This is a genomic window from Lachnoanaerobaculum sp. Marseille-Q4761 (assembly GCF_017565785.1).
Taxonomy (GTDB): domain Bacteria; phylum Bacillota; class Clostridia; order Lachnospirales; family Lachnospiraceae; genus Lachnoanaerobaculum.
Window position 1 is genome coordinate 190063 of the sequence record NZ_JAGEKB010000002.1, and the last position, 25660, is coordinate 215722.

Genomic DNA, 25660 nt, shown 5'->3' on the forward strand with positions numbered 1-25660 from the left:
TTTTACTAATTCTCAAGCTTGGGTACAGTTTCTTCAGGCTTTGTAGCCTCAGTTGTATTAAGCTTTTCAACTGTTTGCTCTGCCGTTGTTTCTTTGTTTTTTGTACTTTGAGTGCTTTCTTTTGCTTTTGTACTTTCCTGAGCCTTAGAGGTCTTCTCTTCCGTATTTAGCTTTTCCACTGTACTCTCGGTAGTCGCTTCGCTCTTATGCACAGATTCTTTCCTCTCGGTAGCCGCCTCGCTCTTATGTACAGATTCCTTCTTTTTTACAGAGCTTTCACTTACCTTTTCATGAGTAGTTTCCTCAGATGGCGGCATGGTATTTGTTTCCTGATTGGTCTCAGCAGTTTGAGCCGTACTTTCCTCAACATTTGCCGCACTTGTTTCACCGTTCCCGGGATTTATCTTAATCTTTGCGGGTTTTCCATTATATGTGGAATTATGGAATTGTTCTTCCTTCACCACCACACCGTCTTTTTTTATTATATAGGTGGTAGCCCATCTTGAACCTTTTTTGGCTTCATTTACAACTACCTCACTGCCTTTTTTTATACTTTTATCCTCTACATACTCAGGAATCGGAGGGTTTAAATCCGATATCTTTTTTGATGACATCTCTACCGTCACTCCCTCCTCAAGTATCGGGATACCTATAATGGAGCAGGTAAGAGTTTTTCCTGTAAGTACTGCACGAATAGCTATAGCCGTATCTGAAGTATTTATAAACTTCATATCAGGTCCTGCATAGCCGTCATAGCTTACCATAGCATCTTCTCCCGGTGTCACATAATTAGGTTCAAAAGAATGTGCATGTCTTTCTGTGGTCTTAAGCCCCGCAAAAATAACCGCATTATATAATGTGGATGATACCTGACAAACGCCTCCTCCAGGCTCCTCTACCAAAACACCGTTTACATATGCACCGGCAGGCTTATATCCTCTTTCAATTGTTCTGTTCCCTGTTGTATTATTAAAAGAAAACTCCTCACCCGGCTTTATTATAAGTCCGTCGAGAGTTTCCGCTGCCAGAGAAATATTCGTGTTTCTGTCCTTATTATCAGTGGTCTTTGTGGTAAAAGTACCTATAACCTTATATTTTTCCTTAGCCTCAGCCGCAGTAATGCTTGCTTTTACCTCATTCTTTACAACGGAAATCTTTGCCTCATAATTTTTTCTGCCAAGGAAAGAGCTTAAATCTTCCTTAAGTCTGTTCTCATCTATTAAATATCCGTCTTTTTCATCTTCGTATATAAAGCTTTTGGTCTCCTTATTAAAGCCTGAAATAGAGCCGTTTTTCGGAGGAATATCCCATTTATCCTTAGCCTTTTGAACAATAGTATCTATATCGCTGTCATCAAAGTTTATACTGTAATGTGATGCTGCATTGTCCACATCCTGATAAATCTTTTTTAAAAGAGCCTCCAACTTTATATCCAATATATTTTCAACTTCCAGTATATCTGCTTCATCATTGCTTATATAAAGACTTAAACTCCATGGATATATCTTTTCTATGGCAGTCTTTGCCTCTGCTATTGTCATTCCTGTTATATCCACATCATCGATTCTTATCTGCTTTTTAAGTTTTTCGGTCACAGGCTGTGTAGTCTCTTCTTTACTTGGCATATCCAAAGCGCTCACAAACTTTGTTATCTTTTCAACACCGACTATCATAAAAAGAGCGGATAAACCAATTATCAATATCACCAAAGCCACCGGCTTAAAATTTATATTTGATGCCTCTCTCTGCCTCTGTGCCCTTTGTCTGGCTTCCCTTACCCTCTCAGAGCCGCGTTTTCTATAGTTCTTTTCTTTATCTTTATTATTTAGCATTTCTATTCCTTACAAAATGTATTGGTAAAATATCGCTTATCATTTTCAATATAAAATACTTTGAAGGTAAATTATAGCAGTAATTTAAATTTTAAACAATATATCAAATTTGCTTTGATTAGTTTATTATGCTAGACTTATTAAGATTTATCAATAAGATTTGTTAAATCTAAAACATTTATTAATTTTTAAAAGGTGATTTATGAACAAGATATCAGGATATATTGATTTACATACACATTCTACATCTTCTGACGGCACTTACTCGCCCACAGATGTGGCTGTACTGGCAAAACAGGCATCTCTAAGTCTTATCGCACTTACTGATCATGATACTATGGCAGGTGTGAATGAATGTTTTAAAAAAGGGCTTCGGCTCGGTCTTTTTGTAATACCCGGCGTGGAGATGAGCTGTGTATATGAAGAAAAAGAAATACATATTTTAGGATATCTCCTGTCTACCTCTTTCTCTCAGGATAAACCCGATATTCCTAAAGAAATTTTTTCTGATTTAGATTTTTTTGCAAAAGAAAGAGCTGATAGAAATACAGAGATAATAAAGAGATTTAAAAAAGACGGAATATTCATATCTGAGAACGACTTAAATAACGGAAATCCGAAGGCACAAATTACGAGAGCTCATTTTTCAAATGCTCTTATAAATATGGGCGTTGTCAAAAACAAAAAGGAGGCTTTTGAGAAATATCTGGAATATGGCGGTAAATATATTCCGGTAAAAAATATCACTACATACAGATGTATGGAATTTCTAACCCGACATAACTTTTTTATTTCTCTCGCACATCCTTTCCAGTATAAATTTTCCGAAAAAGAATTGGAAAACCTTTTATTACATTTAAAAGATTTAGGTTTAAAAGGTATAGAAGTATATCATTCCACTCATTCATCAAGTGATATAAATAAGCTGAATTCATTAGCACAAAAACTTGATTTGCTTCCCACCGGCGGAAGTGATTTCCACGGAAACAATAAGCCCGGATTATATATAGGAAGGGGCTATGGTGATTTAAAAATACCTGCATCAATCTTTAATGATATTTTAAACAGCAACTAGTCTTTGGTATTTTATGCCGGTAATCAAAGTATGAAAAATGCGTATGGATATCCATACGCATTAAATTACATTTTTGCAATTGTAGGCTTTTTCTTTGCCTTTACCACTATATCATCCTTACTCTTATAGATGGATGATTTATTTACACAGCCTCTGACATTTGAAAGCGGATATATGGTTGTATTCTTTCCTATAACGGTTCCCGGATTTAAAATAGAGCCGCATCCTACTTCCACCTCATCCGCTACTATAGCTCCAAGTTTTCTAAGGCCTGTTTCCAGTTCGGCATCATCAAGATGAAGTACCACATCAGACTTATCACTCTTTAGATTGGATGTGATTGCCGATGCACCAAGATGTGCCTTAAATCCTATAATAGAATCCCCTACATAGCTGAAATGAGGCACCTGTGCCTTATTAAATAATATCGCATTCTTAAATTCACATGAATTTCCCGCTACAGCACCCTCTCCTATAATTACATTTCCTCTAAAGAATGCACATGAACGAATACTTGCATCTTTACCGATAATAAGCGGACCTGCAAGTGCAATTGTCGGCATTATCTTTACAGAACGATGTACCCAGATATTTCTTCCGATTTTTAAATACTCGATATCAGGCAATGTTTTTCCTACCTCCTCTATGAAATTCCCAAGATCTTTAAACACCTCCCATGGATATGTATATCTTTCAAACAACTCCTTTGCGATAGTCTCCTCAAGATCAAAAAGTTTTTTAGTTTTTACATCGATTTTCTTCATTTTCTATCCTTTCATGCCTTATACTCTTTGGAAATTTTTTCAAATATGGCATTTAAACTGTATTGATTATTAAGTTGCTTCACATTAAGACATCGAATGCCTACAAATCTTTCAAGCTTTGTCATATATTCTTCAGAGCTTATATCTCCATTGGATACCATCGTAAGTCCTTTTTCCCAGCTTGCGGTTAACTCGGGATTTAAGAGTTGCGAAATAGAGCAATTAACTACTTCATACACGATTTCACCAAAAAGTGTAGGTGTGATTATCTGTGTTTTTTTATTCAAGGCAAGATACTTTATAGCAAACAACTTCTTTAAAATATCTGCTCTTGTAGCGGAAGTACCGATACCGCTCCCCTTTATTTGACTCCTCAGTTCCTCATCCTCTATCAGTTGCCCTGCATTTTCCATAGCAAGTATAATGGAACCTGAAGAATATCTCTTTGGCGGCACGGTTTCACCTTCTTTTATACTCATTGAGTCCAAAACAAGCTTAGAGCCCTTTCTAAGTGATGAAATCATTTTTATATACTCGGGATTTTGATTTTCAGTATTTTCCTCATCATCATCATTTTTTACAGGACTTAATATATCCAAAAAACCTCTCTCAACACAAACCTTTGTATTGCTGACAAATATTTCATCTCCTACACCCATTCGTATAGTAAATTTCTGATATATGGCGGGAGGATAAAATATACTTAAAAACCTTCTGCATATCAACTCATATACAGATAATGATAATTTACTCAATGAATTCGTATTTCCAAACCCGGTAGGTATTATAGCATAATGGTCGGTAATTTGGCTATCATTAACATACTTTGTTTTATCAATATTTTTATATACACCTTTTTTAAGTATATCCTGTGCAAAACCTGCAAGTAGAGGAAAATTACAAAGTCCCTTTATATTCTTATCAATTTCCTTTGCTACAGCCGATGATAATACTCTCGCATCCGTTCTTGGATAGGTGACAAGTTTTTTTTCATACAGTTCCTGTATTATCTTTAATGTCTCGTCAGGGCTTATTTTAAATCTCTTTGAACATTCATTCTGTATTTCAGCCAGGTTAAAAAGCAGTGGAGGATTTTTGGTTTCCTTCTTTTTCTCATTTGATAAGACAATTACTTCTCTTCCTGTTTCATTTGCCCTTGTTTCTATATGCTCTATAAGTCCTTTTGCATATATCTTTTCTCTGAAGCCGTTGTCTTTATAAAGCATAGGTGAATTAAAATATTTTGACTTTTCATTCACCTTCCATTCACCGGATATAAACATACCGGCGTTTTCAAATTTGCCAAGAACCTTAAAAAAAGGAGTTTTTACAAAGTTTCTTATTTCTCTTTCTCTGTTTACCACCATACCTACAACGCAGGTCATTACTCTTCCCACACTGAGTACGGCTCTGTCAAGCTTTAAAAAATTTGCTACATTCCTGCTGTATTTTAATGTAAGTATCCTGGAAAAATTTATACCCATAAGATAGTCTTCTTTTGCACGAAGGAAAGCTGCCGAGGAAAGATTGTCATAATGCGACCAATCCTTTGCCTCTCTTATACCTCTTAAAATCTCTTCCTCGGTTTGAGAATCTATCCATACCCTTTTTCTTATCTTTCCCTCTACCTTTGCCATCATATCCACAAGTCTGTATATATATTCACCCTCTCTTCCGGAGTCAGTACAAATATATATTGTATCCACATCTTCTCTGTTTAAAAGACCTGATACTATGGAAAACTGGGCTTTTACACCGTCTATTATTTCATATTTGAATTCCTTCGGCAAAAAGGGCAGGGTATCAAGCGACCACCTTTTTAATCTCTCATCATATTTTTCGGGATAACTCATAGTCACCAGATGTCCTACACACCATGTAACTATAATATCTTCACCTTCCAAATATCCGTTTTTTCTGCCTGTAGGTACTTTTAGGGCTTTTGCAAACTCGGTTGCCACACTCGGCTTTTCCGCTATAAAAAGTTTTTTCATCAATCTCTTTCTACACTGAACTTATATACTGTTTCACTGATAAACTCTTCAAGTTCATCCACAACAGGCTGTATAAATTCAGGCATATTTATTGCATTTGGGAAAAACTGAGTCTCAAAGCAATATCCGCTCCTCTTTTTATAAGGAAATCCCTTCTTACCTATTATTTCTTCATTCAGATAGTTTCCTGTATAGAATTGCACTCCCGGTAAATCTGTATATATTTCCATTACTCTCTTGCTTTTTTCATCTTTTGCTTTTGCAATAAGTCGAAGGTTCCCGTCATAATCATTGATTACCCAGTTATGGTCATATCCGCCGCCCTGCACTACAGATTCATAATCGGAGTCAATTTCCTTACCTATCTTCTTATACTGTCTAAAGTCCATAGCCGTATTTTCAACTTTTCTTATCTCACCTGTCGGTATGGAGTTCTCATTACATGGTAAAAAACTGTCGGCATATATCATAACTTCCTGATCATATATATCGCCTTTATCCTGACCTGCAAGATTAAAATATGCATGATTGGTAAGGTTTACGGCAGTCTTTTTGTCACATACGAAGCTGTAGCCTATTGTAAGAGCATTATCATCAGATAAAACATAGCTTACACTTACTCTCGCCTCACCACCAAAGCCCTGATCCTTATCCGGACTTCTTAGCATAAATGTAATCATATCTCTGTCTTCATCTTCAAAAGTGCCTACTTCCCATATCCTGTCATGCCAGTAATCAGGTCCTGAATGAAGAGAATAATTCCCATTATTTAAAGCAAGTCTGTACTCCTTGCCGTCTATACAAAACTTACCGTCAGGTATACGGTTTGCATATCTGCCTATTATAGCGCCGAAGTGAGGTATATTGTTCTCATATCCCGCTACAGTATCATATCCAAGACATACATCTTCAAATTTGCCGTCTTTATCAGGTACTATCATATTTACCCATGTACCTCCAAGATCTATAAAAGATGCACTTACTCCATTTTTATTTGTCAGAGTATATAGATTTACTTTTTGACCATCCTTAGTTTTTCCAAATTCAGTTGTCTTAATCCCCATGTTCTTCCTCTCTTTACAAAGAAAAAGCCATCACAGCTTGAAGTGACAGCTATTTTCATATATTATACAAATTTTTCTATTCTCTTGCAATACTTAGTATAAATATCACCAGCTGTTTGATAATAGTGTTTTATTATATAAGTTTATAATTAAAATTTCGAGAGATATAAAAAGAGGCATCCGCCACGCAAATGCCCCAATAGTATTATTTCTTTGTTATATAATTTTTTGCTGTCAGATACTCTGCACATAGTAATGCACCGCCTGCCGCACCTCTTAAAGTATTATGTGAAAGTCCGATAAACTTATAATCATACATTGAATCTTCTCTAAGTCTTCCTATGGAAACTCCCATACCGTTTTCATAGTCAACATCCAGTGCTACCTGCGGTCTGTTATCCTCTGTGAGATATTGTATAAACTGTTTCGGTGCTGAAGGAAGATTAAACTCCTGTGGCTCTCCCCTGTATTCTACAAGTTTCTTTACAAGTTCTTCCTTGGACGGCTTGTTCTTAAATCTTACAAATACCGCTGCGGTATGTCCGTTCAGTACAGGTACTCTTACACATTGGCAGGTAATCTTTGGTAAGCTTGCAGGAACAATCTCATCTCCCTCAATATGACCGAGAACTCTAAGAGGCTCTTTCTCACTCTTTTCTTCCTCACCTCCGATAAACGGAATGATGTTTCCCTCCATCTCAGGCCAGTCCTTAAAGGTCTTTCCCGCTCCTGAAATAGCCTGATATGTTGTAACCACTACTTCTATAGGCTCATACTCCTTCCATGCATTAAGTGCGGGAGCATAACTTTGTATAGAACAATTAGGCTTTACAGCTATAAAACCTCTCTTTGTTCCAAGTCTTTTCTTTTGAGCTTCTATAATCTCAAAATGCTCGGGATTTATCTCAGGTACCACCATCGGAACATCCTTAGTCCAGCGATGTGCGGAGTTATTTGAAACCACAGGAGTCTCTGTCTTGGCATAAGCCTCCTCAATAGCCTTTATCTCTTCCTTTGTCATATCTACAGCTGAGAATACAAAGTCTACCTTTGATGCAACTTCCTCTACATCATTTACATTCATTACTACAAGGTCTTTATAAGCCTGCGGCATAGGTGTTGTCATTTTCCAACGGCTTCCCACAGCATCCTCATATCTTTTACCTGCACTGTTTGGGCTGGCTGCAACCGCTACAACCTCATACCATGGGTGATTTTCAAGTAATGACAAAAATCTCTGTCCTACCATGCCTGTTGCACCCAAAACACCCACCTTTAATTTTTTATCCATAATGTCTCTCCATATCTATTTCTTTTTATAACAGTTAATCCTCAATATCTTTTGAATTACTATTTTTTAACTGGTTGCAATCATAGTATATTATTTATAATATTGCAAGTGTTTTTTCGCAATAGACGCACATTTGTACTCCACTCAAAGACAGCCGCTCTGAATTGTTTATTTTATTTTCTGTCCCTTATAGCCTCTATGGCTTGGCTTTACCTTATTAAGCGCAATCTCTTTCCCCGATATATTTACAAATCCGGTATCATTTAATAAATAAAGCTCTTTAATATATTCATTATATCCAAGAGTCATCGCCTTTTCTCCTCTGGTACTCTTTTTAAATTCGTTTACCTCCGATATATTAAATCTTAAAATATATCCGGCATCCGATATTATAAAAATATCCGTATTTATACCTGAAGATATCATTTTAACCGCTATAAGCACATCATCATTTGTAAGTTTTGTGGATGCAACCTGTTTATTATTTGTTTTAAACTCCTCACATGATATTTTTTTTATAAATCCGTTCTTTGTAAGCATAAGTATGTAATTCCCTCGCATACTGTCTTCACTTACAGCCAGCAATATTTCTTCCGTACTGCTGTCAAACTTTGTCAGATTATCAATAGGAGTTCCCTTATCTCTAAGCTTTGATATAGGCAAATCCATTACCTTTATTTTATATAAAATACCTGTATTTGAGAAAATACATACTTTATCGGTATTCATCACCGGAAATACGTAGATATTTTCACTTTCCACAGCTTGTGCATTCTTATCAAAAGTACCTCTGTCATAAACTTTACAATATCCGAATTTATCCATTACAAAGATAACTTCTTCACTGGCAAGAGGTTCCTCAATATATACAGCTTCTTTTGCGTCTTCAATCAAAGTCTTTCTTGGCAATGCAAAATCCCTTTTGATTTTTTCCAGATCCTTTATAAAAAGCTTATCCATATTTTTATGATCTTTTAGAATATTCTCATAATCCTCTATATTTTTTAAGGTGGCGGCATTGTCCTTTAAAAGTGCCTCTATCTCAAGACCTATAAGCTTATAAAGTCTCATATCAAGGATTGCCTGTGCCTGCTTTTCTGTAAAGGAAAGCTTTTTGGCATCCTTTTCAAATGCTTTTACCGTAAAATTAATACCGGTAGTATCTCCTGATATAAGACATTTTTTTGCCTGAGTGAGATTTTTTGAGCCACGAAGTATTGCGATAATAAGATCAATAACATCTACAGCCCTTATAAGACCTTCCTGTATTTCTTTTTTCTCAAGTTCCTTATTTAAAAGAATATTGTACTTTTTTGTAGTGATCTCATATTGAAAATCAAGATAATTTTTTAAAATATCCCTCAAAGATAGTATCTCCGGTCTGCCATCCACAATAGCCAGCATATTGACGCCGAAAGTATCTTCAAGTTTGGTTTTTTTATAAAGGATATTCTTTATTTTCTCAATATCCGCATCTTTTTTAAGTTCAAGAACAATCCTTGTACCGTTCTTATCCGATTGATTACTTATATCCACTACATCTGAAAGTTTTTTGCTCTCTACCAGATTAGCCACATCCACCAAAAATTTATTGATACCTGCACCAATCATAGTATATGGAATCTCTGAAATTATAAGCTTGTCTTTATCACTTTTTTTTCTTCCAAGCTCTACTTCTATCTTTCCTCTAATCTTTAACTTTCCATTACCGGTATCATAGATATCAAACAAATCTTTTTTATTGGCAATAATACCTCCGGTTGGAAAATCCGGACCATGTAATATCTCCAAAAGCCCCTTGGTATCTATATTTCTGTTTTTTATATATGCAATACAGGTATTACATACCTCCAACAGATTATGTGTCGGTATGGAAGTTGACATACCTACGGCAATACCCTCGGCACCGTTTATCAAAAGATTCGGAACTCTTACAGGTAAAACTGCCGGTTCTTTTTCAGTCTCATCATAGTTTGATATAAAATCAACCGTCTTATCCAGATCCTTTAAATATACTTCTTCAGTGAATTTTGAAAGCTTTGCCTCCGTATATCTCATAGCGGCAGCCCCGTCACCCTCAATAGAGCCGAAGTTTCCATGTCCGTCTATAAGAGCCATACCCTTTTTAAAGTCCTGACTCAAAACGACCAAAGTTTCATATATTGAGCTGTCACCATGCGGATGATACTTACCCATGGTATCACCGACTATTCTTGCGGATTTACGATGCGGTCTGTCACTGAATATTCTAAGCTCACTCATATCGTAGAGAACTCTTCTTTGTACAGGCTTTAGACCGTCTCTGGCATCAGGTATAGCCCTTGCGGTAATAACACTCATGGAATAATCCAGATAGGATTTTTGCATCTCTTCCGAATATTCTGTTCGCAATATCTTTTCAGCCATATTCCCTCCTATGCATCAATCACAGCTTCTCTTGCATGCTCATGTATAAAGTTTCTTCTAGGTGCCACATCGGAACCCATCAAAAGCTCGGTCACTTCACTTGCAAGTCTTGCATCCTCTATTTCGACTTTTTTCAATACCCTTCTTTCAGGATCCAGAGTTGTCTCCCAAAGCTGCTCTGCATCCATCTCACCAAGTCCCTTATATCTTTGTAGGGTGAAATTATCCTTATGCTTCTTTTTATAATCTTCCAATGCCTTTTCATCATACAGATAAATCCCCTCACCTCTTTTAGGTACTACTTTAAAAAGCGGAGGCATTGCAATATATACATGTCCGTCATATATAAGTTCAGGCATAAATCTGTATAGGAAGGTCAAAAGCAATGTATCTATATGGCTTCCGTCCACATCCGCATCGGTCATAAGAATTATCTTATCATAGCGAAGCTTTGATATATCAAAATCATTTCCATATCCTTCGGAAAATCCGCAACCGAAGGTATTTATCATGGTTTTTATCTCTGCATTTGCAAGCACCTTATCAATAGAAGCCTTCTCTACATTTAAGATCTTGCCTCTTATCGGTAATATAGCCTGAAAATTTCTGTTTCTTGCAGTTTTGGCAGATCCGCCGGCTGAATCTCCCTCCACAATAAAAATCTCACATTTACTTGGATCCTTAGACTCACAATTTGCAAGCTTACCGTTTGACTCAAATGAAAACTTTGACTTTGTGAGCATATTTGTCTTAGCTCTTTCCTCGGCTTTTCTTATCTTTGCCGACTTTTCCGCACAGGAAATGATGGATTTTATAACATCCACATTTCTGTCAAAAAATCTTGTAAGTTCATCCCCTGTTACGGTAAGTACGGCTCTTGTTGCATCTGCCGATGCAAGTTTTGTCTTTGTCTGACCTTCAAACATAGGATTCGGATGCTTTATACTGATTATTGCAGTCATTCCGTTTCTGGTATCCGCACCTGTAAAATTGCTGTCCTTATCCTTTAATACACCTAAATCTCTGGCATAAGTATTTATCAACCCTGTAAACTTGGTTTTAAAGCCCGCAATATGTGTACCACCCTCCTGAGTAAATATATTATTACAAAATCCCAATATATTTTCTTCAAAGGCATCCACAAATTGTATAGCTATCTCCACATCTATACCGTCACAGATACCCTTATATGATATAGGAGCATGCATAACTTCTTTTCCCTTATTCAGCTCCTTTACATAGGCTACTATTCCGTCAGGCTCATAAAAAGTCCTCTCCTCATGCTCATTATCTCTTAAATTTATAAAATGCAGCATAAGTCCCGGATTTAGATATGCACTCTCATGCATCCTTGATTTAAGCCATTCCGCCTTAAACTTTGTGACTTCAAAAATTGTATTATCCGGTAAAAAGGTGATTTCCGTACCGCTCTCCTTTGTTTTGCCTATAGTAGGCAAAAGTCCTTTTTTGAGTTCAATCACCGGTATGCCCTTTTCATATCTGTCATGATGAATATATCCGTCACGTGATATTTTTATATCAAGGAAATCGGACAAAGCATTAACCACTGACGAACCTACACCATGTAAGCCACCACTGGTTTTATAAGAAGCATTATCAAATTTTCCTCCTGCATGCAAAGTGGATAAAACCACTCTTTCCGCTGAAATACCCTTTTGATGCATTTCCACGGGTATTCCCCTGCCATCATCCTTAACTGTACATGAACCGTCAGCATTTAAAGTAACCCATATATTTTTACAATATCCTGCCAGATGTTCATCTATGGAATTGTCCATTATCTCATATATAAGGTGATTTAGTCCCTTTACACCGACACCTCCGATATACATGCCCGGTCTTACTCTAACCGCCTCAAGCCCCTCAAGCACTGTAATACTGCCTGCATTATAGTCCTGCATAAAACCTCACTTTTACAAAAATGTAACAGTCCGGCAAATGCCAAACTGTTACATTTAAACTTATATTTTTAATTAAACCCTCTTGTAAGAATATCTACAATAAGATCTTCATTGTTCTTTGTAGAGTCAAACTCTTCGATAATCTTTTCAGCCAACTCTTCAGGCTTCGGATTATCAGAACCTTTTCTCATTATTCCGACTACCTCAGCCTCTTCTTTGCTTAAAAGCAAATCATCTCTTCTTGTAGAACTCTTTAAAACATCGATTGCCGGGAAAATTCTCTTTTCAGAAAGCTTTCTGTTAAGCACCAGCTCCATATTCCCGGTACCCTTAAACTCCTCAAAGACAACATCATCCATTCTGCTTCCGGTATCTACCAAAGCGGTTGCAAGTATTGTAAGACTTCCACCCTCTCTGATATTTCTGGCTGCTCCGAAAAATCGCTTAGGCATATGAAGCGCCGCAGGATCAAGTCCACCGGATAAAGTTCTTCCGCTTGGTGCTACTGTAAGATTATAAGCTCTTGCAAGCCTTGTAATGGAATCAAGCAGTATCATTACGTCTTTTCCATGCTCTACAAGTCTTTTAGCTCTCTCTATTACCATCTCGGACACTCTCTTATGTCTTTCCGGCAGTTCATCAAATGTAGAATATATAACCTCCACATTATCTCCCACAATAGCCTCTTTAATATCGGTTACCTCTTCAGGTCTCTCATCTATCAACAATATAATCAGATGCATATCCTTTTGATTTTCTGTAATAGACTTTGCTATCTCCTTTAACAGAGTGGTCTTTCCCGCCTTAGGCTGTGAAACTATCATTCCTCTTTGTCCTCTGCCTATAGGTGAGAGCAAATCCACTATTCTCATAGCCTTTGATGCGGAATCGTCACTTGCAAGATGTATCCTACTATCAGGGAAGATCGGTGTCAAGTCCTCAAAATTCGGTCTTGTCTCCAATACATCCGGTGGGAATGAATTTACTGTATTTATATATAGCAGAGCCGCAAATTTTTCTGTAGCCGCTTTTATCTTTTTTACACCCGATACAACATCACCGGTTTTCATTCTGAATTTCTTTATCTGTGTAGGAGATACATAGACATCATTATCCCCGGGAAGGAAATTTTCACATCTTATAAAACCGAATCCGTCAGGCATGACCTCAAGTATTCCTTCAGCAATCTCACCTGAATCCAAATCTCTGATATCTGTTACATAATCTCTTTGATATCTGGCACCATATTGATTATCATAATAATCATTTCTGTATCCCTGCTGATTTTGAGGCTGATACTGGTTTTGATACTGATTTGAACCGCTGTACTGATTCTGATACTGATTTGAATATTGATTTTGATTATTATACTGATTCTGGTTCTGATAATAATTAGGCATATTTCCTTGATTGTTTAATTGATTATTATATCTTTGCCCGCTTTGATATGTATTATTATATCCCATTGTTCTGTTTTGATTCACAGTATTTCTCTGTGCATTATTATAGTTGCTTCTGTTTTGATTGGAATAATTGCCGGGATTTGAATAGTTCTCTCTTTGATAGGAATTATCTCTTGTCACCATTTCAGGTGAAACCACTTCATTTTTTGATGCTGTTTTATTTTGGTTTTCAGAAAATTCCACTAACAAGTCTATTATATTGGCTTTATTTAAGTTACTAACCCCTTTAAATCCCTGTTCCTTTGCAATTTCTTTTAACTGTACTAATGATAAAGTTTGTAATTTCTCCCTCATATTATCTATCTTTCTTTTTTATTTTATTTAAATAATCCTTTATTGACTTCTCATATCCCATATCCGTAAGATTTAAAAAAACTTTGTCCCTTATCTCATACGGCAGGTATTGCTGATCAATATAATGGTTTTCATAGTCATGAGCATATTTATAACCCACTCCTATTCCGATATCCTTTTCTCCGGCATAATTTGCATTTCTGATATGTTTTGGAACTTCAAAATCACTGTTTTCCTCCACAAATTTCAATGCCTCATTTATTGCCAAATATGATGCATTTGACTTTGGTGCACAGGCTATATAATTTGCCGCCTCTGAAAGAATTATTCTTGCCTCGGGCATGCCCACCCTTTCCACTGCCAAAAAGGCATTGGTGGCGATATTTAGAGCATTCGGATCTGCAAGTCCCACATCCTCGGCTGCACATATAAGTATTCTTCTGGCAATAAACTTTATATCTTCACCTGCATAGAGCATCTTTGCCAGATAATACATTACCGCATCGGGATCTGAGCCTCTCATACTCTTTATAAAGGCTGAAATAGTATCATAATGGCTATTTCCGTCCTTATCATATTTTAAAATCTTTCTTTGAACACATTCACTGATAATATTTATATCTATATGAATCTTCCCGTCCTCTGAAATATCCGTGGTAAGTATTGCAAGTTCCAATGCATTTAATGCATTTCTTGCATCTCCTGAAACACTTTTTGCAAGAAATTCTATTGCTTCTTTAGAAATATCGGTTTCATATCTCCCCATACCTCTTTCCCTATCACTGATCGCCTTTTCTAAAATATATTCTATATCTTTATCAGAAAGCGATTTGAGTTCTAAAACCCTCGATCTGGAAATCAAAGCCTTGTTTACCTCAAAGAAGGGATTTTCGGTAGTTGCACCTATAAGTATTATCGTACCATCCTCTACAAATGGCAATAAATAATCCTGTTGAGACTTATTGAACCTGTGAATTTCATCAATAAACAAGATAGTTTTTTTCTTATACATCGAAAATGATATCTTGGCTTCCGATACTGCTTCTTCCATCTCCTTTTTTCCTGCCATAGTGGCATTGATTTGCTTAAAATTTGATTTTGTGGTATTTGCAATGACCTTTGCTATGGTTGTCTTTCCACATCCGGGAGGACCAAAGAATATAATCGAACTCAATTTATCAGCCTTTATTGCTCTGTATAAGAATTTATCTTTTCCCAAAATATGTTCCTGCCCTACTATCGAATCTAAAGAATCGGGTCTTAATCTTGAAGCTAACGGGGCATCTTCTTTTTCATTAACTTCTTTCATATAATCAAATAAATCCATTATTTCTCCATGTAGGTTGATATTCTTTACTTTACCACATTTTTTTGAAATGTCAAATATCCTGTTATCATTTTGCTCAAAAATATGATAAAATAGAGCATTATATTGTTTTTATCGGGAGAGTTTTATGGAGAAAAACAGAGAACAGATTTTTATTTCCTCTTTGCTATGCCATATCCAAGGAATCCTTGCAAGGCTCAGCCTTTGCTATGACAGTATTTACCGCACTTACTTCAATTGGCGGCATACTCACCCCATATATTATAGGCGTAGTTTCAAATAGATTTAATATAAATACAGCTGTTTTGATGCTTATATTTAATGCGGTGCTGATATTTATATTATCGGGGGTAAATTATAAATTTTCAAAAAATAATGAAAATGCATATTAAATTCTATACAGTTATTGCTTTAAAAGCTATAAATTATGGATTTATATAAAAATGGTCACTACATTTGTAGTGACCACATTTATTTCAATCAAGCCTTATTTGCTGAACCGAAGAGCTCTATCTTCTCTCTTACAGTCGCCTTTATAGCCTCTGCTCCCGGTGCAAGGAGTTTTCTCGGATCAAAGCCCTTACCTTCAAGATCCTTTCCTGCCTCAATATACTTTCTTGTTGCCTCTGCAAAAGACAGCTGGCATTCAGTATTTACATTGATTTTTGATACACCAAGAGAAATAGCCTTTTGAATCATTTCCTTCGGAATACCTGTACCTCCGTGAAGTACCAACGGAACGCTACCTGTTTTTTCCTGTACCTTAGCCAAAACATCAAAGTTAAGTCCCGGCCAGTTAGCAGGATACTTACCATGAATATTTCCGATACCTGCTGCAAGGAAATCTACACCGAGATCCGCAATCATCTTGCACTCATCAGGATCTGCAAATTCTCCTGCGCCTATAACACCGTCTTCCTCACCACCTATTGAGCCTACCTCAGCCTCAAGTGACATCCCGTTTGCATGTGCCAATTCTACAAGTTCCTTAGTCTTTTCAATATTCTCCTCTATAGGAAAATGTGAACCGTCAAACATTATTGAAGAAAAACCTGCTTCTATACATTTCTTGCAACCCTCATATGAACCATGGTCAAGGTGAAGAGCTACAGGTACTGTAATACCCATTTCCTCAATCATATTCTTTACCATATCGGCAACTGTCTTATAACCTACCATATATTTTCCTGCACCTTCTGAAACTCCAAGGATTACCGGAGAATTCATTTCCTGTGCCACTGCCAATACCGACTTGGTCCACTCTAAATTGTTGATATTAAAATGTCCTACCGCATAATGTCCGGCTCTTGCCTTATCCAGCATTTCTTTAGCTGCTACTAACATAATTACCTCCTGTTGTTAAATAGAATATCTTCTACTTCTTTTTGCATATCTGCACTGTCACATTCTCTTGTATGTCTGATCTTTGCATCCTTTATCTCGACTATTGCCCTTGGGATATCAGGTGCTCCGATCTCATGCAATTTATCTATGACTTCAAAATCTCCCATATCCTGCCTTTGTCCATAGATTGCCTCCAACACACTGTCTGCAAACTTATATGGACTGGCTGTGGATGCTATAACGGTCTTTGTCATATCCTTTGAGGTGTTTTTATAATCCTCATATACAGAATATGCCACTCCTGTATGTGTATCTATAATATAACCTGTACCGTCATACAGAGATTTTATACCTGCAAAATTTTTATTTTCATCAGCATATCCTCCGGTAAAATCCTTCATAAAATCTTTCATATCCTTTGTGATTTCATATTTACCGCCTGATGCCAAATCCTTCATAAGTTTTGCCACATACTCTCCGTCACTTCCACAACTTAAATAAATCAATCTTTCCAGATTGCTTGAAATAAGTATATCCATAGACGGTGAAGAGGTCAAAACAAACTTTCGGTTTCTATCATAAACCCCATTTTCAAAGAAATCAAATAAAACTTTGTTCTCATTTGATGCACATATAAGCTTATCCACAGGTAATCCCATCTGTTTTCCTATATATGCTGCCAATATATTTCCGAAGTTTCCTGTAGGTACACAGACATTTATCTTTTCTCCAGCTGCTATATCACCGCTTTCCAAAAGCTTCACATAGGCATAGACATAGTAAGCTATCTGTGGTACCAAACGTCCTATATTTATAGAATTTGCACTTGAAAGCTGTATTCCGTTTTCAGAAAGTTTTTTTGCAAATTCCTTATCTGAAAATATCTTTTTTACACCTGTTTGTGCATCATCAAAGTTTCCATGTATTGCAACAACATCTGTATTATCACCCTTTTGGGTAACCATTTGCAATCTCTGTACATTACTTACACCGTCTTTAGGATAGAATACAATAATACCTGTACCCTCAACATCGCAAAATCCCGACATTGCAGCCTTACCTGTATCACCGCTTGTGGCTGTAAGAATCACTATTTTATTTTTTATACCGTTTTTCTTTGCCGCTGTGGTAAGAAGATGCGGTAATATCGACAATGCCATATCCTTAAAAGCTATGGTATCACCATGGAAAAGTTCCAGAAAATACACACCGTTTGCTTTTACAAGAGGTGCAATCTCTTCTGTATCAAACTTCTCATCATATGCCTTTTCTATACAATCCGTCAATTCTTCTTTGGTGTAATCACTTAAAAGAAGTTTCATAACCTCATAGGCAATATCCTGATATCTTCTCCCCTTTAATTCTTCCAAAGAAAAATCAAATTTCGGAAATTTTTCAGGCATAAACAGACCGCCGTCATCCGCAAGACCTTTTAAAATCGCTTCTGATGCATTTACTCCCGCTTCCTTGCCTCTGGTGCTTTTATACTTTATGAATTCCATTCTAAACTCCTATTTCTAGATTGTCTAAACTATAACATATATATTAAAAATAATAAAGTTTATCTTTAATCTATTTTCTTTCAATCCTTGACCTGCTAATCACCCTTGTACCGAGGTCTATATCCTTACAATACTCTATCTTCTCGGCATAATTATTATTAAAGTCTATCTGATTTACACCCCTGTTTACAACACCGGATGATGTCATATTATAATCTGAATGCACTTTATGTACATATAGTAAATATGCGATAATACTGCCCACCAATGCAATTAAAAAAGTACCTGTTTGCAAATTACCCGTAAAATACAGTATAGCATTAATTATTAAAAATAAAGGTAATATCGCTATAAGTCCTGAAAGATAAAGTTTGGCATTATCTATAGGTAATTTACCTACCACCTTTCCTGTTTGTCCGTTTACACTGAAGAAAAAGTGTTTATTGCTGTCCCTATCATTATAAGAGATAGCCCAAACAGGCAACATCGCATACTCAAAGCTTCCCTGACCTATGGTAAAATCGTTATTCACAACATTTACACTCTCTCCGGTCATTGAATCTCTTACCACCTTTGTTGAGTATTTGTATACATCATCCTCGATGGAATTCATCAGCGCTTCCTTTTCAATATCCTTTTTTTCAGCTACAAAACCGCTCAAATATGAAGAATCAAAGTTTATTGCATTATTAAAATCAAATGGATATACAGATTCTACAAGCACTTTATTTGACTTTGCAAGTGCCAGCTTGGGGAGATTTTTTACATCTATATCTCCCTTTCTTACTATTCTGAAATCCTTTCTGTATGTAACCCTGTAATCTCCCTCAGTCCTTGTATATGTCCTGCTGCCCTCTCTGTCAATGTCTACCGAAACATTAGTATTATACAGCCAATAAGGGAAGTATACTCCGTTTATTTCTTCTATCTCCTGTTTATCATTAAAGAAGCTCTTCGGTACGAATTTTTTGGTCTTTATCCAGCTTTCAAAGGATTCCAAAGCCTTTTTCTTATCAACTCTGAAAGGTATGACCTTGGTAGGCATCTGTGAACTTTCAAGTTTGCCTGACATTACTATCGGATTATTGCAATAATAACAGTTTGTAGCCACTGTTGTTTCATCCGTTACTATATTTGCTCCGCAGCTTGGGCAGTGATACTCCACATAGTCGCCGTTTACAGCATCCACCACCACATCTTCTCTCTCTGATAATAGAGTCAGTGCCTTTACCTCATCCTCAGAATATACGGTATTACAATATTCGCAATTAAACTTTCCAAGTGTTGCTGAATACTTTACCGGACCACCACAATTTTTGCATTTATAAATTACTGTTGCCATACTTCCTCCATGTTTTACAATGTGGTTTTATTTTTACTATAGATAATGCCAAAAGTAAAATGGATAATAACAAGTCCAAAACCATATTTATGTAAAACCAGTTATCGTACCAAAAAAGGCTTACCAATATGTCCGAACTGTCTTCACCCATAATCTTTGACAGTAAAAAATCCATACTGACCAAAGGATTAAATAACAAAACAAATTTGCTGAATCTTATAAAAAGAATTCCCAAACTATTGTTTTCATTCATCATAAATGAATTTGCGGCTAAAAAATATAATACCAAAGTCCCTACGAAAAGCCCAAGTACCGTTGAATAAACCAATGCCGTAGCCACACTTGTTTTTACAACAATACTTGAACAAAATATCCCCATTGAAATAATCAGTATTACAAATACCACAAAATTTATCACCAGTTTTATAATATCCAAAACCGATATACCGCCATATAAGAATAAAATAGCCATAATAGGCAGCTGTGATACCAAAATAAGCATTATCGAAGCAAAAAGACTTAAAAACTTTCCAAAAACAATACTTCTTGCAGTCATTTTGGTTGTCAAAAGTATTTCAAGTGTTCCCCTCTGCCTTTCATCACTTATTGAACCCGATATAAAACTGGGTGCTACAAATATAAGTAAAATTGCAGGTAAAAATATTATAATTTTAAATATCTGCAAGAATGATGTGTAATCAATAATTGAAGTTTTTCTGGCATAATCCACAACTTCATTCATCTCTATCAAGGTAACGGCAGCCACAATAAAATTAAATATCAAAATAGCCATTGAAAGCTTTAAACTTCTTGTGCTTACCCTATGTTCCCTTTCATAAATCGGATTAATATTCATTGCTAAAAATCACGCTTTCATTTGAATGATTGGTAACTTTAATAAAGTATGACTCCAAACTGCCCGGTTCTCTTATAAACTCACTAACAAGTATATTGTTCTTTACAAGTTCCTCCAGCAACTTAGCTTCGTCTAACTTCTTACCATCAAAGTATACCATAAAATAGCTATTATCTACAGATAAAATCCTAACTTTTTTATTCTTTTTTAATATTTCAAGTGCCAAACTTTCATTATTTAAAACTTTTATTTTTATAGGATTTGCACCTTCCACCTTAGCCAATATATCCTCAACGGCTCCGGATATTATCATTTTACCGCCCTCGATAATCCCTATATCCGTACATATTTCAGAAACCTCGGATAAGATATGAGAACTGAGTATTACAGTCTTTCCCGCGGCATTCAGTTCCTGTAAAAGCTCTTTTAATTCATATCTTGCCCTTGGATCAAGTCCGCTTGCAGGCTCATCCATAATAATAAGCTCCGGATTATGTATAAGTGCCCTGGCTACACATAGCTTTTGCTGCATGCCTCTTGAAAGCTCATTTAAATAAAAATTTTTCTTATCGGTCATACCCACCTGCTCAAGGAGGATATCCGCCTTCTTTCTTGCAACATATCCGGTAAGTCCGTATGTTGCGGCAAAAAACAGCATATACTCAAAAACCGTCATATCATCATATATTCCAAGTACATCCGGAACATATCCTACAATTTCCTTTGTGGCTTTCTTTTCTCGGCATAAATTTATATTATTAAAAATAATATCTCCATTATCCGGAAATATAATACCCGAAATAATCTTCATTGCGGTTGTTTTTCCTGCACCATTTGGACCTACCAGCCCGAATAATGCACCGTCAGGTATATTTAGATTCAGATTTGACAATGCCGTATGCCTTCCATAGGATTTACTCACATTCTTTATTTCCAACATTTATTTTTCCACACCTAAAACAGTTACCATCGGCAAGGCTGTTTCCAGGTCTCCACTCTCTATATTTGAATATCTTACTCTGATAGTATTGGTATCCGACAGATATATCAATAAATCCAATATGGAAAAATTATCCTTGGAAATATAATCAAAGTTTCCGGTTTTATAATTATATAATGCAATATTGCCTTTAAATACCTTCACCTTATCATTATATCTCGGATTCAGAAATACATCGGATATCTGTTCAAACTTTACTTCCTCGATATTTATATTCTCACCGAGAAAGTATTCCAGAACGGTCGCCTCATTACTCTTAAGAGAATTATTTATATAAGAATAATCTCCGCTTAGTACTATCGGCATTTTTAATAATGACTGCCTGTACACTCTTCCATCTTCTACCGCATTTACGGGGATAACTGAGGTCAGAAGTGTCAAACCGCTGCCCTCCATAGGATTACCGTAAAAAATAGGATTCGCAAGGGCAGTATCTGAAAAGGCTATAATTCTTGCATCCGCATTATATCCGTTTGAATTCTCCTTCAAATAAAATGAGATAAAATTGGATACATTCATCTGCTGCATATACTTTTCGGTATCCATACCGTTTACACTTCCGTTTTGATCTATTGTATTTTCTTTCTCCATTCCGGTTATCAATCTTGATGTTATATCAAAATCTGTCAATGGTATATTTAAAAGCTCACAATTATCAATTTTTCTTGTCTCACCTGCATCAAAATCTCCAAGCATTGCAATCTTACCATATAAAATCAAGGTGGCATTTTTTACCTTGTATTTATAATTATTGGTGATCTCTACATCAAGTTCTCCGTCAAAAAAGTTTATTTCTCCGGTAAATCCCTCATTATTCAAGTTTTCAATTGTTTTATCCAATTTCCATATGTTTGAAGAAAACGCACCTACCTCATTGAGCGAAATATTTTTTGTATAATCCTTGTTTTCAATATTTATTGATATATTTTTGTTTAGTAATTTTTTTTCAAAAATATATTCCCTATTTCTTATTATCGGTACAATGGAATAATTGGAATCAATGATAACATCATAGGGTTTATTATACGGATTTCTTAAGTTTACATATGTTGATTCGGAAACATCCAAATCTCCCGCTTCATACACTGTAACATAATTATAAAATGTCGTGGTAAATCTTGTTCTCCCATTATATATGGTGATTATAGCAAGTAAGAGCAAGGATATTAAAAGTACAATTTTCCTGTAATATATTGCCAGTCCGTAGTCCCTTAAATATATAAATAAAACAGGTCCGATAAGCAGGATATATGCAATAAAAATCAATGTATATACTGTCATAGGAGGAAGTTTTTTTATCTCGGAGGAGTTTAGTATGGGCTCAACATTTTCAAATGTATCATCCACTACTTTACCCTGCTTTGAGAAGTCGTCTATTCTTTCATTTCCGAGGATATTTGATACAAGATATCTTGCAAATTGAGTATTTTCTATTGCAAACTCTTTTAAAGCACAGAAATCAAAGCCTGCTACAACAATTATTCCTTTTTGTTTATTTACAGATGTTATCAATGGAAAATCTTCATCTGAAATTAAAACATTTCCACCATGTAAATTTATATTGGTACTGTATAAATCAATGGACTTGATTTCATTATTGAATGAAAAGTTTACAGTTCTGACACTTGGAGTCTCATATATATCCTCCAAAAGTTCCGGGGCATATCTTCCTATAGTATCATCAGCCCTTGCACCTGTTCCGATTAAAAGTACACCGCCCTGTTTTACCCAGTCCATCAATGCTCTTGATTGCTCATTAGATAAATCTCTTATTCTGAAATTGCTTATTATAATCATATCCAATTGCTCAAGCCCGGAATAAGACTTCGGGAATGCACCTGCCGATAAATTTACCGTACTTAGATTCAGCAATCCGAAGTTTATTGCCACATCATTAAAATAATCCAGCTGTTCCTGACTGTCACTTAGAAGTCCCACCATTATCTTTGATTGGTTTTCCTCCGTATTTAATGATACGATTTTTTCTTCTATTACATTTCCATTTTTATCTTTTAATACTACAGCAATCGTATATACCTCATTGCTGATTTTAATATAGTAATCAGACAGAGTACTCTTTTTTTTATCAAGCTTTACATCATACTCATAGGCATATTTTCTGTTATCGGCTTCATTAAACTCTATGGATACTTTACCGTCGAAACTCTCATCTGTATAATTATTATAAAATATATGAATAGGGAGGTATCTACCTCCCTTTGCAAGATTGCCATAACCATAGCTTATATCCATAGTTATGTCACTATTCTCTTCAGTAGCCGAAAAAGTATTGATATTGGAACTGCCAAATAAGCATAGGAATAATACCAATGAAAACATAAGTATTTTATTCAATTCCTTTAAAATTCTCTCTTTCAATATCCAACTCCTTTGGTAATATTACGCTAAATACCGTACCGCTTAAATCACTGCTTACCTCAATAACCCCATGATGTAATTCGGTAATATTTTTTGCTATAGCCAATCCAAGCCCTGTTCCTCCGGTATTTGAATTTCTTGCCTGATCCACTCTGTAAAATTTACCGAAAATCAGAGGTAATTCATTTTGTGGTATGACCTTACCATAGTTAATTACCGCAATTTTAACTATCTTTTTTTCCACAGTTATTTTTACATCTATTCTTTTACCGTCTGCACCGTATTTGATGGCATTATTTATCAGATTATCAAATAATCTTGCCAATAATGTGCCGTCTCCATCTATGATACAGCTATCAATATTGGTATTTACACTACAAGTAATACCCTTATTTTCAAAATTAGGGTAGAACTCCTCCATTAACTGACATAATAATTTTACTATATCAATTTTATCTATTTTCAGCACAAGCTTTGTTGAATTTGTCTTTGTAAAGCTAAACAGACTCTCTATCAAATCCTGAAGCTTTTTAGACTTTTCATATACTATTTTCAGATATTCTTTTTTTGTATCTTCAGATAAATCTCTTTTATTTATCAAATCCAGATATCCGAGTATTGACGTCAAAGGAGTCCTAAGATCATGTGCAATATTTGTAATCATCTCGTTTTTAGACTTTTCATTATGCCTTTCACTCTCCATTAAAATCCTTATTTCCTCGGACATTTTATTGATACTTGCAGCTATCTCTGAAAATTCATTATCACCTTTTACATCAATATTTGTATTTAAATCACCTGATGATATCTTTTTAATAGCATGAAGAATATCATCTATATAAATAAACGACTTCCTCTGCAATAACCAAAAAGACAGAGCAAATACACCTATACCGAATACAACAAGTATCAGTACAAGTACCAAATCACTTCCGTTACCCCTTACCAATAAGGTGTCATTTTCGTGATTTGTTATACGCAGTCCCGAAAAAAATGATATATTACTTACCAATAATGTTTCTATCAAAATAGATATAACCAGACTAAAGAGAATATTTATTATTACTTTAGTCTGAAATTTTTTCTCCAGATCATCTCTCAATTTTATATCCAACGCCCCATACAGTAGTTATAATCTTATTCTCCCTCTCATCCTCATTCATTTTTCCACGAAGCCTTCTAATATGTACCATTACTGTATTATTTGCCTCATAGACCTTTTCATTCCATACCTTTTCAAATATTTCATCGGTAGAGAACACTCTTCCGGCATTACTTGCAAGTAAATATAAAATATCAAACTCTATCGGAGTCAGCTTTACTTCATTTCCCTCGATGATTACCTTATGATTGTCCTTATTTATAGACATACCTTTTAGTCTTATTTCATTAGGATCATCCTTATCTATTACTGAGCTGTTCGGGTTTAACTGAGTATATCTGCGAAGCTGTGATTTTACTCTTGCTGTAAGCTCTAAAGTATTAAAAGGTTTTGTTACATAATCATCCGCACCTGTTCCAAGTCCAAGTATCTTGTCAAGGTCTGCACTCTTTGCACTTAGAAGGATGATTGGAAAATTATGTGTTTCCCTTATTTTCTTACACATTTCAAGCCCGTCCATTCCCGGCATCATAATATCAAGTATTGCAAGATGGATATCCTCATTTTCTATCAGTTTTAACCCGTCTTCTGCACTATTGGCTTTAAAAACCTTAAAACCGTCACTCACAAGATATATTTCAACAAGGTCTGCAATTTCCTTCTCATCATCTACCACTAAAATATTTGTTTCTGTCATTATATT

At 35.6% G+C, this 25660-nt stretch carries 19 protein-coding genes; 2 read left to right on the forward strand and 17 right to left on the reverse strand.

The window, feature by feature from the left end:
- Positions 1–5: 5 nt before the first annotated feature.
- Positions 6–1832: a VanW family protein gene (locus tag J4O15_RS08130; protein WP_208100395.1), complete on the reverse strand. Its 1827-nt coding sequence runs from the start codon at positions 1830–1832 to the stop codon at positions 6–8.
- 202 nt (positions 1833–2034) lie between these two features.
- Here J4O15_RS08130 and J4O15_RS08135 point away from each other — a divergent pair, with 202 nt between their 5' ends.
- Positions 2035–2907: a PHP domain-containing protein gene (locus J4O15_RS08135; protein WP_208100396.1), complete on the forward strand. Its 873-nt coding sequence runs from the start codon at positions 2035–2037 to the stop codon at positions 2905–2907.
- A 65-nt stretch (positions 2908–2972) separates the two neighbouring features.
- Here J4O15_RS08135 and J4O15_RS08140 read toward each other — a convergent pair whose 3' ends face one another.
- The 8 genes from J4O15_RS08140 to J4O15_RS08175 form a co-directional block, all read right to left on the reverse strand.
- Positions 2973–3671, reverse strand: coding sequence for a UDP-N-acetylglucosamine pyrophosphorylase (locus tag J4O15_RS08140; RefSeq protein WP_208100397.1), 699 nt, complete (start codon positions 3669–3671; stop codon positions 2973–2975).
- 11 nt (positions 3672–3682) lie between these two features.
- On the reverse strand, positions 3683–5665 hold the full coding sequence (locus J4O15_RS08145) for a DNA topoisomerase (RefSeq protein WP_208100398.1): 1983 nt from the start codon (positions 5663–5665) through the stop codon (positions 3683–3685).
- Positions 5665–6729: an aldose epimerase family protein gene (locus J4O15_RS08150; RefSeq protein WP_208100399.1), complete on the reverse strand. Its 1065-nt coding sequence runs from the start codon at positions 6727–6729 to the stop codon at positions 5665–5667. Before J4O15_RS08150 ends, J4O15_RS08145 begins: the two co-directional genes overlap by 1 nt.
- Positions 6730–6934: 205 nt before the next feature.
- Entirely contained in the window at positions 6935–8020 is a 1086-nt protein-coding gene (gene asd / locus J4O15_RS08155; RefSeq protein ID WP_208100400.1) for an aspartate-semialdehyde dehydrogenase, read from the reverse strand.
- Positions 8021–8188: 168 nt separating this feature from the next.
- Positions 8189–10426 (reverse strand): DNA gyrase/topoisomerase IV subunit A, encoded by a 2238-nt coding sequence (locus tag J4O15_RS08160; RefSeq protein ID WP_208100401.1) that lies wholly within the window; start codon positions 10424–10426, stop codon positions 8189–8191.
- Between the two features lie 8 nt (positions 10427–10434).
- Positions 10435–12348: a DNA gyrase/topoisomerase IV subunit B gene (locus tag J4O15_RS08165; RefSeq protein ID WP_208100402.1), complete on the reverse strand. Its 1914-nt coding sequence runs from the start codon at positions 12346–12348 to the stop codon at positions 10435–10437.
- Between the two features lie 68 nt (positions 12349–12416).
- Complete coding sequence (gene rho / locus J4O15_RS08170; protein WP_208100403.1) at positions 12417–14105, reverse strand: transcription termination factor Rho; 1689 nt, start codon at positions 14103–14105, stop codon at positions 12417–12419.
- A gap of 1 nt (position 14106) precedes the next feature.
- Positions 14107–15432, reverse strand: a complete 1326-nt coding sequence (locus J4O15_RS08175) for a replication-associated recombination protein A (RefSeq protein WP_208100404.1) — start codon at positions 15430–15432, stop codon at positions 14107–14109.
- Between the two features lie 44 nt (positions 15433–15476).
- On the opposite strand from J4O15_RS08175, the gene J4O15_RS08180 reads away from it, so the two are divergent.
- Complete coding sequence (locus tag J4O15_RS08180; protein WP_208100405.1) at positions 15477–15824, forward strand: hypothetical protein; 348 nt, start codon at positions 15477–15479, stop codon at positions 15822–15824.
- Positions 15825–15912: 88 nt separating this feature from the next.
- Here J4O15_RS08180 and fba read toward each other — a convergent pair whose 3' ends face one another.
- From fba to J4O15_RS08220, 8 genes are all read right to left on the reverse strand, one after another.
- Positions 15913–16776, reverse strand: a complete 864-nt coding sequence (gene fba / locus J4O15_RS08185; RefSeq protein WP_208100406.1) for a class II fructose-1,6-bisphosphate aldolase — start codon at positions 16774–16776, stop codon at positions 15913–15915.
- Positions 16777–16778: 2 nt separating this feature from the next.
- Positions 16779–18278, reverse strand: a complete 1500-nt coding sequence (gene thrC / locus J4O15_RS08190) for a threonine synthase (RefSeq protein ID WP_009218486.1) — start codon at positions 18276–18278, stop codon at positions 16779–16781.
- Between the two features lie 70 nt (positions 18279–18348).
- Positions 18349–19620, reverse strand: coding sequence for a zinc ribbon domain-containing protein (locus J4O15_RS08195; RefSeq protein WP_208100407.1), 1272 nt, complete (start codon positions 19618–19620; stop codon positions 18349–18351).
- Entirely contained in the window at positions 19601–20476 is an 876-nt protein-coding gene (locus tag J4O15_RS08200; RefSeq protein WP_208100408.1) for an ABC transporter permease, read from the reverse strand. Before J4O15_RS08200 ends, J4O15_RS08195 begins: the two co-directional genes overlap by 20 nt.
- Positions 20466–21416 carry an ABC transporter ATP-binding protein gene (locus J4O15_RS08205; RefSeq protein ID WP_208100409.1) on the reverse strand — a complete coding sequence of 317 codons (951 nt, stop codon included), beginning with the start codon at positions 21414–21416 and terminating at the stop codon, positions 20466–20468. Before J4O15_RS08205 ends, J4O15_RS08200 begins: the two co-directional genes overlap by 11 nt.
- Complete coding sequence (locus J4O15_RS08210) at positions 21417–23855, reverse strand: hypothetical protein (RefSeq protein WP_208100410.1); 2439 nt, start codon at positions 23853–23855, stop codon at positions 21417–21419.
- Positions 23824–24957, reverse strand: coding sequence for a sensor histidine kinase (locus J4O15_RS08215; RefSeq protein ID WP_208100805.1), 1134 nt, complete (start codon positions 24955–24957; stop codon positions 23824–23826). The genes J4O15_RS08210 and J4O15_RS08215 overlap by 32 nt, the downstream gene beginning before the upstream one ends.
- Entirely contained in the window at positions 24947–25654 is a 708-nt protein-coding gene (locus J4O15_RS08220; protein ID WP_009218480.1) for a response regulator transcription factor, read from the reverse strand. Before J4O15_RS08220 ends, J4O15_RS08215 begins: the two co-directional genes overlap by 11 nt.
- Between the last annotated feature and the right edge of the window lie 6 nt (positions 25655–25660).